Genomic DNA, 15,041 nt, shown 5'->3' with positions numbered 1-15,041 from the left:
GCCCGCCCGGCGGACCGCAGCGCGGGACCACGCGAGCGATGGACATGATGTGAACCACGTGGTTCACTTTTGGGAGGGATGAATCCCGCCCACCCGGAGGTCGTCATGCGTACGCCCGCAGAACGCCAGAAGATCCGATTCGCCGCCGACGGCACCGAATGCGCCGCCTGGCACTACCCGGGAACGAACGGCGGCTGCGTGATCATGGCCGGCGGCGGCGGGGTGACCAAGGAGCCGGGCACCGACCTGTTCGCCGCACGGTTCCACGAAGCCGGATTCACGGTCCTCGCCTTCGACTACCGGTGCCTCGGCGAGAGCGGCGGCCTGCCGCGCCAGGTCGTGCGCATCAAGGATCAGCTCGCCGACTGGCAGTCGGCGATCGCCTGCGCCGAGAACCTTCCGGGTGTCGATCCGGCCCGGATCGCGATCTGGGGTTTCTCCCTGTCAGGCGGTCACGTGCTGCGCGTTGCGGCCCGCAACCCGCAACTGGCGGCCGCCATCGCCCAGACGCCCAACGCCGACGGGCCGGCCTGCTCCCGCAACGCGACGCGCTATCAGAAGCCGCTCGCCATGCTGCGGCTCACCGGCACCGTCCTGCGGGACGCGGCAGGCGCTCTCCTCGGCCGGCGCCCTGTACTGGTGCCGCTCGCGGGCCGGCCGGGCACCGTCGCGATGCTCACCACGCCGGACAGCGTCGACAGCGACAGCGTCCTCAACCCGGGCAACCGGTACCCGGAATGGCAGCAGGTGATCGCCGCCCGCTCGGTGTCCGGCATCGCTCTCTACCGGCCCGGCCGCGACGCGCCACGGATACGCGTTCCGCTGCTGGTCCTCGTGTGCGACCAGGACCGGACCGCGCTGAGCGAACCCGCCGTCCGGGTGGCCGGGCGCGCGCCCCGCGCCGAACTGGTCCGCTTCCCCGGCGGGCACTACGCGCCGTTCCTGGACGAGCACGAACCGGCGGTCCGGGCGGAGTTGTCCTTCCTGCACCGGTACCTGCCCGAACCGGTGCCCGCCGGGGAGCCCGCCGCCGCGGACGCGTCGCCGGCCCGACGGTCATGAAGGAGATCGAACTGTCCGCCGGGACGATCGCCTACGAGGACACCGGCGGCGACGGCCCCGTGGTGGTCCTCCTGCACGGGCTGATGATGGACGCGTCCTTGTGGGACGGGGCGGTCGCCGCACTGTCCGCCGGCCACCGGTGCCTGGCGCCGACGCTGCCCCTCGGCGCGCATCTTCACGCGATGCGAGCGGACGCCGACCTGTCGCTCCTGGGGACGGCCAGGCTGGTCGCTGAATTCCTCGACCGCCTGGATCTGCGGGACGTCACGCTCGTCGGCAACGACACCGGCGGGGCCCTCGTCCAGCTGCTCGTCGGTGAAGGAGGCGGCGACCGCGCCGACCGGGTGGGGCGGGTCGTGCTCGTCTCCTGCGAGGCGTTCGACAACTACCCGGCACGCGTGACGGGTAGGACCCTCGCGCTCGCCGGCAGGCTCCCACCCCGGCTCTTCGGGCTGTTCATGCAACAGATGCGGCTGCGGGCGGTCCGCCGTCTCCCGATCGCGTTCGGGTGGCTGACCGACCGGGGCGACGCGGCCACCCGGCGGTGGACGCGGCCCGTCATGACCCGCCCCGGCATCCGCCGCGATGCGGTCCGGACACTGCGAGCGGCGGCCGCGGATGCCCGCAGGCTGGCCGAGGCGGCCGGCGCCCTGCGGTCCTTCGACCGGCCCGCGCTCGTCGTCTGGGCAGCCGGGGACCGTGTGATGCCGCCCGAACACGGCCGACGCCTCGCGGCACTCCTCCCGCAGGGGCGGCTGGCCGAGATCGCGGACAGCCGCACGCTCGTCCCGCTGGACCAGCCGGAGCGGCTGGCCCTGGCGATCCGGGAGTTTGTGCCCGCGCGCCACCGATGACGTACGCGCGGGGGCTGTCGGCAACGTACGCGCCGGGGCCGGCGGAGGCTGTCGTCAACCGCCCGCCGCACAGCCACGGAACGCCTATTCGCAGGCGACACTGTCGCCGTCGCGGTCGAGATGCCGCCCGTAGCCGGGTTCCCCGGCGTGGATGGGGGCGGCGCCGGCCGCGCGAACAGCGGTGCAGTTCGCGTAGTACGCCGAATCGGAACCCCCGCCCGACCCCGAGCCGCCCGAGGTGCTGGACCCGCCGGAGGTGCCGGACCCGCCGGAGTCGGGCGCGACGGTGACCTTGACGGTCTTCGTCTCCGTGACGGTCGGCACCGGCTTCGGTTGGGCCGTGACGGTCTCGGTGACGGCGGGCACGGGCTCGGCCGATTCCGTCGCCGTCACCGTGGCCGTGACGGTCGCCGCGGGCGCGGCTTTCGCGTCGGCGGCCTTCTCCGTCCTGGTGCCGTCATCGGAGGTACCGATGCCGACACCGACGAAGAACAGGACGACCGCCGCAGGGATGATGATCCGCTTCCTCGTCCAGCCCGGCCGGTTCCGGGCAGGCGCCGGCGACACGTAGGGATTGGGCCCGGTGGGCTGGGGCGGCTGGCCCCAAGGCGGCTGCTGCGGTGGCGGATTGTGCGGCATGGGTCCCCCCGGAGTTCGTGGAGAGCCGACCGTAGCCACACCGGTCATGAGCATGGACCCACATGCTCCGGAAGTGACGGAGTTGTGACCAGAAGGTGAAGGTGCCGGGCTCCTCGCTGATGCGGCTGAAAGACGACGAGCTCAACCGGACGGCGTGACCGGGGGCCGCACACCGAACCACTGCTCGGCCCCGTACTCCTCGAACCGCTCCACCTCGGTGAACCCCAGCTTCGCCGCGAGGCTCACCGAACGGTGGTTCGCGGTCTGGGCGCAGAGCACCACCGCCTCGCCGGGAAGCGCGTCGGCGAACCAGTCGAGCGCCGCCGCGCACGCCTCGGCGGCGTACCCGCGTCCCCACGCCTCCGGCAGGAACATGTAGCCGAGCTCGGCCTCCCCGGCATCCGGACGGATGTGCCCCGGACGCCCCGCGTCGCGTCGATCGAGCGTGACGATGCCGATCATCGCGCCATCGAGATCGATCACGAAAAGGCCAGGACGCCGCCCGGGCACCCCGGGCAATACGCGCTCCAGTTCATCACGGGGCCGAGGGCCACCGAGGTAGATGTGCACCTCCGGCGACGCGAACAGCTCGATGAACGCCGCTCGGTCCCCAGCCAAGGGCTCGCGGAGCGTGAGCCGTTCGGTCCGTATCGCGGCAGGCGGCCAGGCGACGGGCCGGAGCTCGGTCATGCCGGGGAACCTGCCACAGGCCCGCCGGGGCCTGATCCGGAGCCGGTCATGCCGCCTCGACCGCGTCACCGCGGACGACGGCCGCCCACTCGGCGAGGAGCCGCTCGTACTCCCGGCGCCCCTCGGGCGACAACCGCCCGCGGCTCTGCTGCCAGAGCGCGCGGATGTCCGCGTTCACCGCGGCAAGCGAACGCACGTGGGCGCCGGGCGCAGGGGGAGTGGGCATGCGGACAGGATACGGCGCAGAGCCGGCAATGGCCCCGACGGCGTCAGGACCGGGCAGGTGCCCCAGCCTTGGGCCTGTCGCACGGCCGTCGATGTACCGGGCCGGCCCGGCGGCGCGACTCCCCGCTCGGGGCAGGAGTGGCGAACCGCCTCTCGGGGCCCCGCTCAGCCCGCCGACTCACCCGCGTGCGGGCTCAGTACCCCGGCCGCCACCAGCGCGAACAGGACGAGGCCGAGCAGGATGCGGTAGATGACGAACGGCATGAAGCTCTTGGTCGTGATGAACTTCATGAACCAGGCGATGACCACGTAGCCCACACCGAACGCGATGAACGTCGCGAAGATCGTCGGGCCCCAGGCCACATGTCCCTCGCCCGCGTCCTTCAGCTCGAAGACGCCGGAGGCCAGCACCGCCGGGACCGCGAGCAGGAACGAGTAACGGGCCGCCGCCTCGCGGGTGTAGCCCATCAGCAGGCCGCCGCTGATCGTGGCGCCGGAGCGGGAGACGCCCGGGATCAGGGCCATCGCCTGGCAGAAGCCGAAGATCAGGCCGTCCTTGATACCCAGTTCCTTCAGGGACTTGCGCTCCCTGATCGCCCGGTGCTTGCCACCCGACTCGTCACGGGCGGCCATGCGGTCGGCGATGCCCAGCACGATGCCCATCACGATCAGCGTGGTGGCGATCAGCCGCAGGTCGCGGAACGGGCCCTCGATCTGGTCCTTGAACGTCAGGCCCAGTACACCGATCGGGATGGAGCCGACGATGACCAGCCAGCCCATCTGCGCGTCGTGGTCGCTCCGCATCGAACGGTCCGTCAGCGACTTGAACCACGCCCCGACGATCCGGACGATATCCTTCCGGAAGTAGATGAGAACTGCGGCTTCCGTGCCGATCTGGGTGATGGCGGTGAACGCCGCTCCCGGATCGTGCCAGCCGGCGAACGCCGCGGTGAGCCGCAGATGCGCGCTGGAGGAGATCGGCAGGAACTCGGTCAGTCCCTGAACGAGGCCGAGGACGAAGGATTCGAACCAGCTCATGGGGCTTGGGCCATCCTGAAGTGATCATGCATCGTCCGACAGGCATGGGCGCCGTCGGCAGCGTGCGGATTGCGGTCGTGTGAGGGCAGGGCCGCATGGGGCCCGGAGACCGTTTGTCGGTCGCGGGAAGCGTATCGCCCCCGGGTGAACAGGATTACGACAACCCCCGGCCGTACCGTCGCGTCACTCGGTACCCAGCCGGTGTCGCCTGCGCCAGGCGACGACGGCCGCGCCGACACCGGTCAGCACGATGAACCCCATCGCGGCCAGGAACGCGGGCGACGTCGGCGATGAGGCCTCGCTGCCCGCCACGACGTACGCGGCCGTGTTCGGGATCGAGCCGAGCCCGGTCGCCACCAGGAACGGGGGATACCCCATGCGCGACACGGCGGCGCAGTAGTTGGCGGCGGCGAAGGGCACTCCGGGGAAGAGCCGCAGCGCCAGCATCGAGCGGAAACCGTGCCTGCTCAGCTGCCCGTCCGCCGCCCGCATCCAGCGCCCGCGCAGCAGCGTACGGAGCGCGTCCTGCCCCAGGACCCTGCCGAGCCCGAACGAGATGCCCGCGCCGAGCACCGTGCCCGCCAGCGCCGCCCCCAGACCGGCCTGCGTGCCGAACAGCGCCCCGGCGGCGAGATTGAGCAGCGGCCGCGGCACGAAGGCCACCGTGGACACGCCGTACGCGAGGCCGAAGAGCACGACCGCGGCGGCCCCGCCGCTCAGGTGGGCCGGCCAGCCGGAGTCGAGCAGCCGCTGGGGTTCGAGGAGCAGCATCGTCGTCGCGGCGGCCAGCAGCACCGCCACGAGCAGTGAGAGCCGGGACCAGGGCGAGAACAGCACCCTCGTGCAGCGCGCGGCGAGACCGGTGGCGGGCCGGGTGGCGGAGACGGGGTCGAGCATGCGGGGAGAGTATCCGACACAAGGTGTGATCGTCGTAATGTGACCGTTATGAGCGACGGAGCCGAAACCGCCCGGGATACGCCCGAAACCGCCCGCGATACGTCCGAAACCGTCACCGGGCGCCCCGGCAGCGCGCTTGCCGACACCGTGCTGGAGCGTCTCACCCCGCGCGACTTCGTCGACGGCGCCCGGGGGCGGCTGTCGCCGCTGTCCGTACGAGAGGCCACCAAGCACCTCTGAGGCGCGGGCGACGAGCGCCGCCGCCAACTCCCGTGCCGCCCGCCGTAAATCGTTCGACGGGCCCGTGGTGGTGGGACATGATCGGGGTATGTTCCGGTACGCCTTCCTCGCAGCGCAGTCCGCAGTCGCGGACACGCCGAAGGCTGCCGCGAACGTCGCGGTCACCACGGCAGCAGCCGTCACCACAGCACTCGCAGCAGCAGTCGCAGCAGTCGCAGCGGCTCTCACCGCTGCCGTGGCGCCCATCGGCGGCGCCCGAAGCTGACCCTCCCCCGACAGTCCGGCGGACCCCGTAAGGGGAGGGTCGGCGGGGCCCTGGGGTCTTCTCTCTCAGCTTCGAAATCCAAGGAACGAGCCATGCCCAAGACGGCATACGTGCGCACCAAGCCGCACCTCAACATCGGCACCATGGGCCACGTCGACCACGGCAAGACCACCCTGACCGCCGCCATCACCAAGGTCCTCAGCGACCGCGGCACCGGCACGTTCGTCCCGTTCGACCGCATCGACCGGGCGCCGGAGGAGGCGCAGCGCGGCATCACCATCAACATCGCGCACGTCGAGTACGAGACCGGCACCCGGCACTACGCGCACGTCGACATGCCCGGACACGCCGACTACATCAAGAACATGGTGACCGGCGCCGCCCAGCTCGACGGGGCGATCCTCGTCGTTTCCGCGCTCGAAGGGATCATGCCGCAGACCGCGGAGCACGTGCTGCTCGCCCGTCAGGTGGGCGTCGACCACATCGTCGTCGCCCTGAACAAGGCGGACGCGGGTGACCCCGAGCTGACCGACCTGGTCGAGCTGGAGGTGCGCGAGCTGCTGTCCGCGCACGGGTACGGGGGCGACACCGTGCCCGTCGTGCGGGTGTCGGGCCTGCGGGCCCTGGAGGGCGACCCGCGCTGGACGGGGGCGGTGGAGGCGTTGCTCGACGCCGTCGACACCTACGTACCGATGCCGGTGCGCTACACCGACGCGCCGTTCCTGCTGCCGGTGGAGAACGTCCTGACCATCACCGGCCGGGGCACGGTCGTCACCGGCGCGGTGGAGCGCGGCACCGTCCGCGTCGGTGACCGGGTGGCGGTGCTCGGAGCGGAAATCGAGACGGTCGTCACCGGTCTGGAGACCTTCGGCAAGCCGATGGACTCCGCCGAGGCCGGCGACAACGTCGCGCTGCTCCTGCGCGGGGTCGAGCGCGACCGGGTCCGCCGCGGCCATGTCGTGGCCGCGCCGGGCAGCGTGACACCGAGCCGGCGCTTCACCGCGCAGGTGTACGTCCTGTCGGGGCGGGAGGGCGGCCGGACCACCCCGGTCGCCACCGGCTACCGGCCGCAGTTCTACATCCGCACCGCGGACGTCGTCGGTGACGTCGACCTCGGCGCGGCGGCGGTGGCGCGCCCCGGTGAGACGGTCACCATGACCGTCGAACTGGGCCGGGACGTACCGCTGGAGACCGGCCTCGGCTTCGCCATCCGCGAGGGCGGCCGCACGATCGGCGCGGGCACGGTCACCGGGCTGCTCTGAGCCCGGAGCCGTAACAGCACGGCCGGGTCCGCCTCCCGAACCCCACGGGAGGCGGACCCGGCGCTGTGCCCCGCGGTCACGAGCAGCCGGCCGGGCACCGCACAATGGGGGAGTGAACGAGTCGATACCGGTCGTCCGCGCCGTGGACCGGGGCACCGCCAGACTGCTCCCCGACGTGGACCGGGAGCGGGCCTGGCTGCTGACCGTCGACGGGGCACCCCAGTCGTACGTCGACCTGGACGCGCCGGAACACCTTGAGTTCGAGTACGCGAGACGGCTCGGCCACGTCGTGGACTGCGCCGCCGGACCGGGCGCCCCGCTCGACGTGCTGCACCTCGGCGGCGGGGCCCTCACCCTGCCCCGCTATGTCGCGGCGACCCGCCCCGGATCCCGGCAGGACGTCGCCGAGGCCGACCGGGGGCTGCTCGACCTCGTCGCCGAGCACCTTCCGCTTCCGGACGGCAGCGGGATCACCGTGCACGGCGCGGACGCCCGCGAGCATTTGGAGGCGACCGCACCCGGTTCCGTGGACGTCCTGATCGCGGATGTCTTCGGCGGCTCACGGGTGCCCGCCCATCTGACCTCCGTCCCCTACGCGCAGGCCGCGGCACGGGCGCTGCGGGCCGGCGGGATCTACGCCGCCAACCTCGCGGACGGGGCGCCCTTCGACTTCCTGCGCCCGCAACTGGCCACCTTCGGGTCCGTCTTCGCGGAGCTCGCGGTCATCGCCGAACCGGCGGTACTGCGCGGCCGGCGCTTCGGCAACGTCGTCCTCGTCGCGTCCCACGCCCCCGTCGACACGGCCACGCTGATCCGCCGCTGCGCCGCCGACGCGTTCGCGGCCCGCGTCGAGTACGGCGCAGCCGTGGCCGGGCTCGTCAAGGGCGCCAGGCCGGTCGGTGACGACGAGGCGGTCGACTCACCCGAGCCGCCCGACGGCTCCTTCGGCATCGGCTGACGCGGGCGTACCCCGGGCCACCACCTCGGCGGGGGCGGTCCGGCGCGTCAGATTACGGACGTCCGGCACGAACAGCACCGCCCCGGTGACCAGCACGACCAGCGCGGCGCAGCCCCACAGTGCCTGGCTGCGCCCGACCAGCGACTCCACCGGACCGGCGAGCGCGGTGGCGAGCGGCACCATGGCCACCGAGCCGAACCAGTCGTACGCCGAGACCCGCGACAGCTTCTCCTCCGGGATCTCCTGATGCAGGGCCGTCATCCAGGACACGCCGAACACCTCGATGGCGGCCCCGCTGACGAACATCACCGCGCAGAGCCCGGCCACCGGCAGCGGCACGGCGAGCCCCGCCGATGGCAGTGCCAGCGGGAAGACGCAGAGCGTTCCGGCCAGCAGCAGCCGCCGCGGCTTCCACCGCATCATCAGCACCGCCCCGCCCAGCGTGCCGACGCCGAACGCGGCCAGCGCGAGGCCCCAGGGGCGGGCCCCGCCGAGCTGGTCCCGCGCGACCAGCGGCCCGTAGACCGCCTCGGCGGCCCCGACCGCGGCGACCACCACGGAGAACTGCGCCACGACGGCCCAGAGCCAGGTGCGGCCGACGAACTCCTGCCAGCCGTCCCGGAGGTCGGCGAGCAGACCGCCGCCGGGGGCGCGCGAGGGGATGTGGCTGACGTCGAGGAAGGAGCGCAGCGCACCGGCCACCGCGAAGGCGGCCGCGTCGATCGCCAGCACCCAGCCGGGGTCCATCGCCGCGATCATGGCGCCGCCGAGCGCCGCTCCGCCGATGGCGGCGCCCTGCATGGACATCCGGAAGAGGGCGAAGGCGCGGCTCGCCTGTTCGCCGCTGACGGTGGACATCAGCATGCCCTCGGCCGCCGGGTTGAAGAATGCCTGCCCGGTACCGCAGAGCGCGGTGAGCACCATCATCTGCCACAGCCGGGGCTCACCGGCCAGGACCAGCCAGGCGAAGGCGGCCTGCGAGAGGCAGTTGAGGGTGTTCGCCGCGACCATCACCCGGTGGCGCGGCAGCCGGTCCGCGACCGCCCCGCCGATCAGCAGGAAGAGCACCAGCGGCGCGGTCCTGGCGGCGGCGACCAGCCCGACGTCGCCCGCGTCGCCGCCCGAATCCAGAACCGCGAACGCCGCCGCGATCAGTGCGCCGTTGGTGCCCAGGCCCGTGATGATCGCGGCGGCGGTCAGCAGCCGGTAATTGCGGCCCGCCCGGGAGGGGCGGGCCGATGGGGGTGCGAGGTCTGCGGCGGTCACCAAGGGACTATCGCTGGAGTGACCCCGTGGTGCCAAACGCTTTGCGGCGGAGCGTCAGGACTCGGTGATCTTCACCAGGCGCACCGTGCTCAGAATCTTCTGGATCGTCGCGTCAGGCAGCTCGTCGGGGACACCGGCGGCGCCGTACAGGACCCAGGAGGAGAAGGCGCCGCTGCTGTTCTTGAAGGTGAAGGCGATGGTCTTGCCGTCGCTGTCGCACTTCTTCTTCTTGGTGACATTGGCTGCCGTGGCGGTGACCACGCTGCCGGTCAGACCCGACTTGGTCGTGTACTGCTTCGCCTTGCTCATCTTGATGGTGCTCTTCGGCATGTGCTGCGCGTAGGCCGCCCATGCCCAGGTGCCCGCCTCGTTCCTGGCGTTCTCGTCGGCGTCCGTGGCACCTTCGGCGCCTCGGGTGCCGGTACCGGCCAGACTGGTGTTCTCCTTGATGCCGTCGTGGTTGGCGTCGTCGACGCACCACTTTCCCTTGAGGTCGGCGGGCGCGGAGAAGCCGATGAGCGGCGAGCCGTCACCCTTCTTGTCGTCCTCGAAGAACGAGGAGATGCCGGGGCGTGAGACCTCCCAGTCGCCGGGCACGTCGAACTGCGTGCCCCACTTCGGATTGGTCACCACCTTCCAGCCCGCGATGAGCGGCTTGGCGTCCCCGCCGGTACCGCGCGGGTTCTCCTCCTCCGGCGACGACGCCGAACCGGAGGGCTTGGCGGGCGCGGACGACTTCTTGTCGTCGGCGACGTTCTTGCCGTCCTTGTCGTCGTCCTTGTTCATCACGACGACACCCGTGACCACGGCCGCGGCGACGACCGCGACCGCCGCGACGATCGCGACGACGGTCGTCCGCTTCTTGTTGCCGTTGCCGGGCGGAGGCCCGCCGGGCGGACCGGTCACCGCGTACTGCGGAACGGTCGGCTGCTGGTACGGGTTGGGCTGCGGGTAGCCCGGCTGGCCCTGCGGCTGCCCCGGCTGACCCTGCTGCGGGTAGCCGTAACCGGGCTGCTGCTCGGGTGTGCCCGGCTGTTGGTATCCCGGCTGCTGGTAGGGATTCGGCTGCTGGTACCCCGGCTGCTGGTACGGGTTCTGGTTCGGGTCCTGCGGGTTTTGCTCGCCCCCGGGCGGCTGCTGTCCTGGCCACATGGCGAGTAACGATAGAGGTGCCCCGCCCGGCAGGCCACGGCCGCCCCCGTGAGCGGACGGTGAAGGACGGGATCAGGCGCGGGCCGGGTGATCCGGGAGGCATGGCCAAACACGCCTACCCGTGAGTAACATCAGGCTCATGAGCGCTGAACAGATGACCGCGGGCGAGATGGTCGCCGCGACGGTTCCGATGGTCCGGACCCTCAACCTCGAATTCCTGGAGTCCACCGCCGAACGCGCGGTGGTCCGTCTGCCGGACCAGGCGGACTTCCACAACCATGTCGGCGGACCGCACGCCGGCGCGATGTTCACGCTGGCGGAATCGGCGAGCGGCGCCATCGTCATCGCCGCGTTCGGGGACCAGCTGACGCGCGCCGTCCCACTCGCCGTGAAGGCCGAGATCGGCTACACGAAGCTGGCCATGGGCGATGTCACCGCGACCGCCACCCTCGGCCGGCCGGTGGCCGACGTCGTCGCCGAACTCGACGAGGGCAAGCGCCCCGAGTTCCCCGTGGCCATCCGGATCCAGCGCGCGGACGGCGCCGTGACCGGCGAGATGACGGTGGTCTGGACGCTGCGCCCGAACGGCTGAGCCCGGCCCGCACCGCGGGGCCGCCGCCCGCCCGGCAGGGGTGCGGGGCGGCCCTTCGCGCTGTCCGGGCCGGTGGCACGCCGGGTAGGCTTCCCGCTGTGCGCCGAGGAGTTGTCCGGCGGGCGAGGACATCACTACGGAGGAACCGGCGTTGCACATCCAGGAATGGCTGGAGAACGTCCCCGCGATCAGCGTCTACCTGCTGGTGGGCGTCGTCATCGGTCTGGAGAGCCTCGGCATCCCGCTGCCGGGCGAGATCGTCCTGATCAGCGCGGCGCTGCTGGCCGCGGGACACGACGGCATCAACCCGTGGATCCTGGGCGCCTGCGCCACGGCCGGGGCGGTGATCGGCGACTCGATCGGTTACGCCATCGGCCGCAAGGGCGGACGGCCGCTGCTTGCCTGGCTCGGCGGAAAGTTCCCCCGGCACTTCGGTGAGGGCCAGATCGCCATGGCGGAGGGCTCGTTCCAGAAATGGGGCATGTGGGCGGTCTTCTTCGGCCGCTTCGTCGCACTTCTGCGCATCTTCGCCGGACCGCTCGCGGGCGTCCTGCACATGCCGTACTGGAAGTTCCTGACCGCCAACGTGCTCGGCGGGATCGCCTGGGCGGGTGGCACCACGGCCGTCATCTACTCGGTGGGTGTCGTGGCCGAGGACTGGCTCAAGCGGTTCTCGTACCTGGGACTGGCGATCGCGGTCCTGATCGGGCTCACCTCGATGCTGGTCCTCAGGAACCGGACCAAGAAGGCGGCCGCGCGGTCCACGGCGGACTCCACGCCCGAGCCGGGGACCGTACCGGCGGCCGACTGACCCCTACGGATCCCGGCCGGGCGGCCGGGATCCTCCGAGTCCGGCCTGCGCGCTCAGTCCTCGAACGCCTCGCGGTGCGCCTTGGCCAGCTCCACATAGCCGACCGCGTTGAACTTCACGCCGTCGAGCTCCTCCTCGGTCAGCTGCCGCTTGACCTTGGCGGGCACGCCCGCGACCAGCGAGCCCGGCGGCACCCGCATCCCCTGCGGTACCAGGGCCTGGGCGGCGACCAGCGAACCGGCGCCGATGTGCGCACCGTTCAGGACGGTGGCCCCCATGCCGATCAGGACGTCGTTCTCGACGGTGCAGCCGTGGAGCACCGCGTTGTGCCCGACCGAGACGCGCTCGCCGACCGTGACGGCGAAACCGGGATCGACATGGACGCTGCAGTTGTCCTGGATGTTGGAACCGGCGCCGATGACGATGGGACCGCAGTCCGCGCGCAGTACGGCGTGGTACCAGAGGCTGGACCCGGCCGCCATGGTGACCTCACCGATCACGACCGACGTCGGTGCGGTGAACGCGGACGCATCGATTTCCGGTTCCTTGCCGCCTATCGCGGTGATCAACGCCTGCTCTGCCATCGCGCGTTCCTCCGTGCTCCGGTGCTGCGGGCCACGGCCGTCCGGTCGCGGCCGTCCGGTCCCGCCGGGGAAACGGTATGCGACGGGCACGCGGGTCCGGGGCCCGGTGGGGTGAAGATCACAGGCCGGCGCGGATACCGTCTCCGGGCGTGCCGACTACCGTGTGCGAGTGCCGAAGAACAGAGACACGGTCTCCTCCCTGACCGCCTGGCGGCGGCGCGCCCTGTCGGGGGCGGTCCACCGCTGCTGGCGCTGGGTGCGGGAGACGGGTGCGGTCACGCCGGCGCACCCCGGCGGGCTGCGGTTCGGCCGGATCGGCGAGGGCACCCGGCTCGCCTTCCCGCAGGGCACGGTGTTCGGGGAGCGGTGGATCGAGCTCGGCAACCACTGCATCATCGGCGAACAGGTCACCCTCACGGCGGGCCTCATGCCCGATCTGGACCTGGGCGCCGAACCGATCCTGACCCTGGGCGACGGGGTGGTGCTCGGCCGCGGCAGCCATGTCGTCGCCGACACCACGGTGACGATCGGCTCGGACACGTACTGCGGACCGTACGTCTACATCACCTCGACCAACCACAGCTACGACGACCCGCGGCAGCCGGTCGGCAAGCAGTGGCCGCGGATGGAGCCGGTGTCCATCGGCCCCGGCTGCTGGATCGGCACCGGAGCGGTGATCCTGCCGGGCGCCAGGCTCGGCCGCAACGTGGTGGTGGCCGCGGGCGCGGTGGTACGCGGAGAGGTGCCCGACCACGCGGTGGTGGCCGGCGCCCCGGCCCGCGTCGTACGCAGCTGGGACCCCGAGAAGGGCTGGCAGCCGCCCCTGCGCACACCGGCCCCGGTGCCGATCCCGGAGGGTGTGACCCCCGAACAGCTGCTGGCCGTCGCGGAACTCGACGAGAGCTGACCGCCGGAGCCGCCGGCTCCCGTCACCCGGTCGCGAGCAGCACCGTGCCCACCAGCGCGAGCCCGGCGCCCGCCGCCTGCACGCCGCGCAGCCGTTCCCCCAGGAAGCCGCGCGCGGCCAGGGCCGTGACCACCGGGTAGAGCGAGGCCAGTACGGCGGCGACGGTGACCGGTCCGTGCTGGGCGGCGATCGAGTACGTCCCGTTGGCCGCGACGTCCGCGAGACCCACGAACGCCAGGGCGGGCAGCGCGGCCCGCACCACGGCGGCCCCGCCCTCCCGCGGAAGCGCACGGGCCCCGCGGCGCACCGAGACGTACAGTGCCGTGCCGCCCACCGCGATGCTGGTGACGCGCTGCACGAAGAGGGCCAGGAAGAGGCCGGTGACCGTGGTGGACGCCTGCGCGATCAGGGACATCACGGCCCCGAAGCCGAACGCCGCCACCAGGGTCAGCAGCACCGCCCGGCGCTGCACGGGGGCGCCCCGCAGCTGCGGGCCGCCCGCCAGCACGATGCCCACCACCGCGACGGCGACCCCGGCGAACTGCAGCAGCCCCGGACGCTCGCCGGCGATCAGCCCGACGCTCACCGGTACGGCGACCCCCAGCGAACCGAGCGGGGAGACCACACCCATCGGGCCGAGCGCCAGGGCCTTGTAGAAGCTCAGCATCGCGACCGGCCCCACCACACCGGCCGCGACGGCGAACCAGAGCTGCCCGCCCACCTCGCTCCAGGCGCCCGTGACGGTCACGATCACCGCGAGCACGGCCGCCGCGCAGGTCTGCGAGACGACCACGACGGTGAGCGCGGGCATGCGCCGGGTCAGCAGCCCGCCGCCGAAGTCGGCCAGCCCCCACAGCAGACTGGTGGCGAGGGCGAACAGTGCGGTCATGCGGGGGCCTCGCAGTACAGTGCGGTGAACGGTTGGGTACACCACACCGTAGTGCAGTATTTTTGACCCTGTCATCCAAAATATTGGACGGAATGTGACTGATCTCGACCAGCTGACCCAGTCCCTCGCGCGCAACCTCAAGCGCTGGCGCGGGGAGCGGGGCTTCACCCTGGATGCTCTCGCCACCCGTGCCGGGGTCAGTCGCGGCATGATCATCCAGATCGAGCAGGCACGCACCAACCCGAGTGTGGGCACCACGGTCAAGCTCGCCGACGCGCTGGGTGTCAGCATCACCACGCTGCTCGACTACGACCAGGGCTCCCCGGTCCGCCTGGTGCCCGCCAGCCAGGCGGTACGCATGTGGTCCACGGAGGCGGGAAGCTCCACCACCCTGCTGGTCGGCACCGAGGCGGGGGGCCCGCTGGAACTCTGGTCCTGGCGGCTGGCGCCCGGCGACGGCAGCGCGTCCGACCCGCATCCCGAGGGCACCGTCGAACTGCTCCACGTCACCGCGGGCGATCTCACCCTGGTCGTCGACACAACCTCGTACACCGTGCCCGCCGGTGCCTCCGCCACCTTCGAGGCGCACCATCCCCACACCTACCGGAACGAGGGCTCCGAGCCCGTCGAACTCACCATGGCCGTGTCCATCCCGCCCGTCAGATGAGACGTCCGGCCGGGCCGGTGCGCGGGGCTGTTAGCGTGGCGCG

The 15,041-nt window shown here is 72.1% G+C and carries 19 protein-coding genes; 10 read left to right on the top strand and 9 right to left on the bottom strand.

Annotated elements, in window-relative coordinates:
• Positions 1-78: 78 nt before the first annotated feature.
• A complete protein-coding gene (locus ACZ6S6_RS28355) occupies positions 79-1,062 on the top strand; it encodes an alpha/beta hydrolase (protein WP_469707390.1) in 984 nt (327 codons plus the stop codon).
• Positions 1,059-1,916, top strand: coding sequence for an alpha/beta fold hydrolase (locus tag ACZ6S6_RS28350; protein ID WP_469707389.1), 858 nt, complete (start codon positions 1,059-1,061; stop codon positions 1,914-1,916). Before ACZ6S6_RS28355 ends, ACZ6S6_RS28350 begins: the two co-directional genes overlap by 4 nt.
• Before the next feature lie 84 nt (positions 1,917-2,000).
• Here the strand turns inward: ACZ6S6_RS28350 and ACZ6S6_RS28345 are convergent, their stop codons facing one another.
• The 5 genes from ACZ6S6_RS28345 to ACZ6S6_RS28325 all read right to left on the bottom strand — a co-directional run bounded on the left by ACZ6S6_RS28345 (position 2,001) and on the right by ACZ6S6_RS28325 (position 5,405).
• Positions 2,001-2,483, bottom strand: coding sequence for an excalibur calcium-binding domain-containing protein (locus ACZ6S6_RS28345; RefSeq protein ID WP_469707387.1), 483 nt, complete (start codon positions 2,481-2,483; stop codon positions 2,001-2,003).
• Positions 2,484-2,696: 213 nt separating this feature from the next.
• Positions 2,697-3,245 carry a GNAT family N-acetyltransferase gene (locus ACZ6S6_RS28340; protein WP_469707385.1) on the bottom strand — a complete coding sequence of 183 codons (549 nt, stop codon included), beginning with the start codon at positions 3,243-3,245 and terminating at the stop codon, positions 2,697-2,699.
• 46 nt (positions 3,246-3,291) lie between these two features.
• Complete coding sequence (locus ACZ6S6_RS28335) at positions 3,292-3,471, bottom strand: hypothetical protein (protein ID WP_469707383.1); 180 nt, start codon at positions 3,469-3,471, stop codon at positions 3,292-3,294.
• Positions 3,472-3,635: 164 nt separating this feature from the next.
• A complete protein-coding gene (locus tag ACZ6S6_RS28330) occupies positions 3,636-4,508 on the bottom strand; it encodes an undecaprenyl-diphosphate phosphatase (protein ID WP_362964594.1) in 873 nt (290 codons plus the stop codon).
• Positions 4,509-4,691: 183 nt separating this feature from the next.
• The gene (locus ACZ6S6_RS28325; protein ID WP_469707381.1) at positions 4,692-5,405 is read right to left on the bottom strand and encodes a TVP38/TMEM64 family protein; all 714 of its coding nucleotides are present in this window, start codon (positions 5,403-5,405) and stop codon (positions 4,692-4,694) included.
• Between the two features lie 48 nt (positions 5,406-5,453).
• On the opposite strand from ACZ6S6_RS28325, the gene ACZ6S6_RS28320 reads away from it, so the two are divergent.
• The 4 genes from ACZ6S6_RS28320 (at position 5,454) to ACZ6S6_RS28305 (ending at position 8,130) form a co-directional block, all read left to right on the top strand.
• Positions 5,454-5,645, top strand: coding sequence for a hypothetical protein (locus tag ACZ6S6_RS28320; protein ID WP_469707380.1), 192 nt, complete (start codon positions 5,454-5,456; stop codon positions 5,643-5,645).
• An 88-nt stretch (positions 5,646-5,733) separates the two neighbouring features.
• Positions 5,734-5,910 carry a hypothetical protein gene (locus tag ACZ6S6_RS28315; protein WP_469707378.1) on the top strand — a complete coding sequence of 59 codons (177 nt, stop codon included), beginning with the start codon at positions 5,734-5,736 and terminating at the stop codon, positions 5,908-5,910.
• Between the two features lie 92 nt (positions 5,911-6,002).
• Positions 6,003-7,172 carry an elongation factor Tu gene (gene tuf, locus ACZ6S6_RS28310; protein ID WP_362964601.1) on the top strand — a complete coding sequence of 390 codons (1,170 nt, stop codon included), beginning with the start codon at positions 6,003-6,005 and terminating at the stop codon, positions 7,170-7,172.
• Between the two features lie 112 nt (positions 7,173-7,284).
• Positions 7,285-8,130 carry a spermidine synthase gene (locus ACZ6S6_RS28305; protein WP_469707376.1) on the top strand — a complete coding sequence of 282 codons (846 nt, stop codon included), beginning with the start codon at positions 7,285-7,287 and terminating at the stop codon, positions 8,128-8,130.
• Here ACZ6S6_RS28305 and ACZ6S6_RS28300 read toward each other — a convergent pair.
• Together ACZ6S6_RS28300 and ACZ6S6_RS28295 are read right to left on the bottom strand one after the other, a co-directional pair.
• The gene (locus ACZ6S6_RS28300; RefSeq protein ID WP_469707374.1) at positions 8,092-9,396 is read right to left on the bottom strand and encodes an MFS transporter; all 1,305 of its coding nucleotides are present in this window, start codon (positions 9,394-9,396) and stop codon (positions 8,092-8,094) included. The genes ACZ6S6_RS28305 and ACZ6S6_RS28300 overlap by 39 nt on opposite strands.
• Before the next feature lie 54 nt (positions 9,397-9,450).
• Positions 9,451-10,548 carry a DUF8017 domain-containing protein gene (locus tag ACZ6S6_RS28295; protein ID WP_469707372.1) on the bottom strand — a complete coding sequence of 366 codons (1,098 nt, stop codon included), beginning with the start codon at positions 10,546-10,548 and terminating at the stop codon, positions 9,451-9,453.
• A gap of 154 nt (positions 10,549-10,702) precedes the next feature.
• Here ACZ6S6_RS28295 and ACZ6S6_RS28290 point away from each other — a divergent pair, with 154 nt between their 5' ends.
• Both ACZ6S6_RS28290 and ACZ6S6_RS28285 read left to right on the top strand, forming a co-directional pair.
• Positions 10,703-11,140 (top strand): DUF4442 domain-containing protein, encoded by a 438-nt coding sequence (locus ACZ6S6_RS28290; protein WP_469707574.1) that lies wholly within the window; start codon positions 10,703-10,705, stop codon positions 11,138-11,140.
• A 151-nt stretch (positions 11,141-11,291) separates the two neighbouring features.
• Entirely contained in the window at positions 11,292-11,951 is a 660-nt protein-coding gene (locus ACZ6S6_RS28285) for a DedA family protein (protein ID WP_362964607.1), read from the top strand.
• A 53-nt stretch (positions 11,952-12,004) separates the two neighbouring features.
• On the opposite strand, the gene ACZ6S6_RS28280 is transcribed toward ACZ6S6_RS28285, so the two are convergent.
• Entirely contained in the window at positions 12,005-12,535 is a 531-nt protein-coding gene (locus tag ACZ6S6_RS28280; protein WP_469707370.1) for a gamma carbonic anhydrase family protein, read from the bottom strand.
• A gap of 169 nt (positions 12,536-12,704) precedes the next feature.
• Here ACZ6S6_RS28280 and ACZ6S6_RS28275 point away from each other — a divergent pair, with 169 nt between their 5' ends.
• The gene (locus ACZ6S6_RS28275) at positions 12,705-13,442 is read left to right on the top strand and encodes an acyltransferase (RefSeq protein ID WP_469707368.1); all 738 of its coding nucleotides are present in this window, start codon (positions 12,705-12,707) and stop codon (positions 13,440-13,442) included.
• Positions 13,443-13,464: 22 nt separating this feature from the next.
• Here ACZ6S6_RS28275 and ACZ6S6_RS28270 read toward each other — a convergent pair whose 3' ends face one another.
• Positions 13,465-14,331, bottom strand: coding sequence for an EamA family transporter (locus ACZ6S6_RS28270; RefSeq protein ID WP_469707366.1), 867 nt, complete (start codon positions 14,329-14,331; stop codon positions 13,465-13,467).
• A 94-nt stretch (positions 14,332-14,425) separates the two neighbouring features.
• On the opposite strand from ACZ6S6_RS28270, the gene ACZ6S6_RS28265 reads away from it, so the two are divergent.
• Positions 14,426-14,998, top strand: a complete 573-nt coding sequence (locus tag ACZ6S6_RS28265; RefSeq protein WP_469707364.1) for a helix-turn-helix domain-containing protein — start codon at positions 14,426-14,428, stop codon at positions 14,996-14,998.
• The last annotated feature ends 43 nt before the right edge of the window (positions 14,999-15,041 follow it).

The sequence above is a fragment of the Streptomyces sp. NPDC048671 genome (assembly GCF_055587045.1).
This window is presented reverse-complemented; position numbering and strand designations above follow the sequence as displayed.

Bases quoted from the DNA above. Each gene is read 5' to 3' on its own strand.
- ACZ6S6_RS28335 (WP_469707383.1), bottom strand. From the start codon at position 3,471: ATGCCCACTCCCCCTGCGCCCGGCGCCCACGTGCGTTCGCTTGCCGCG.
- ACZ6S6_RS28325 (WP_469707381.1), bottom strand. From the start codon at position 5,405: ATGCTCGACCCCGTCTCCGCCACCCGGCCCGCCACCGGTCTCGCCGCG.
- ACZ6S6_RS28290 (WP_469707574.1), top strand. From the start codon at position 10,703: ATGACCGCGGGCGAGATGGTCGCCGCGACGGTTCCGATGGTCCGGACC.
- tuf (WP_362964601.1), top strand. From the start codon at position 6,003: ATGCCCAAGACGGCATACGTGCGCACCAAGCCGCACCTCAACATCGGC.
- ACZ6S6_RS28355 (WP_469707390.1), top strand. From the start codon at position 79: ATGAATCCCGCCCACCCGGAGGTCGTCATGCGTACGCCCGCAGAACGC.
- ACZ6S6_RS28315 (WP_469707378.1), top strand. From the start codon at position 5,734: ATGTTCCGGTACGCCTTCCTCGCAGCGCAGTCCGCAGTCGCGGACACG.
- ACZ6S6_RS28270 (WP_469707366.1), bottom strand. From the start codon at position 14,331: ATGACCGCACTGTTCGCCCTCGCCACCAGTCTGCTGTGGGGGCTGGCC.
- ACZ6S6_RS28330 (WP_362964594.1), bottom strand. From the start codon at position 4,508: ATGAGCTGGTTCGAATCCTTCGTCCTCGGCCTCGTTCAGGGACTGACC.
- ACZ6S6_RS28295 (WP_469707372.1), bottom strand. From the start codon at position 10,548: ATGTGGCCAGGACAGCAGCCGCCCGGGGGCGAGCAAAACCCGCAGGAC.
- ACZ6S6_RS28350 (WP_469707389.1), top strand. From the start codon at position 1,059: ATGAAGGAGATCGAACTGTCCGCCGGGACGATCGCCTACGAGGACACC.
- ACZ6S6_RS28340 (WP_469707385.1), bottom strand. From the start codon at position 3,245: ATGACCGAGCTCCGGCCCGTCGCCTGGCCGCCTGCCGCGATACGGACC.
- ACZ6S6_RS28320 (WP_469707380.1), top strand. From the start codon at position 5,454: ATGAGCGACGGAGCCGAAACCGCCCGGGATACGCCCGAAACCGCCCGC.
- ACZ6S6_RS28280 (WP_469707370.1), bottom strand. From the start codon at position 12,535: ATGGCAGAGCAGGCGTTGATCACCGCGATAGGCGGCAAGGAACCGGAA.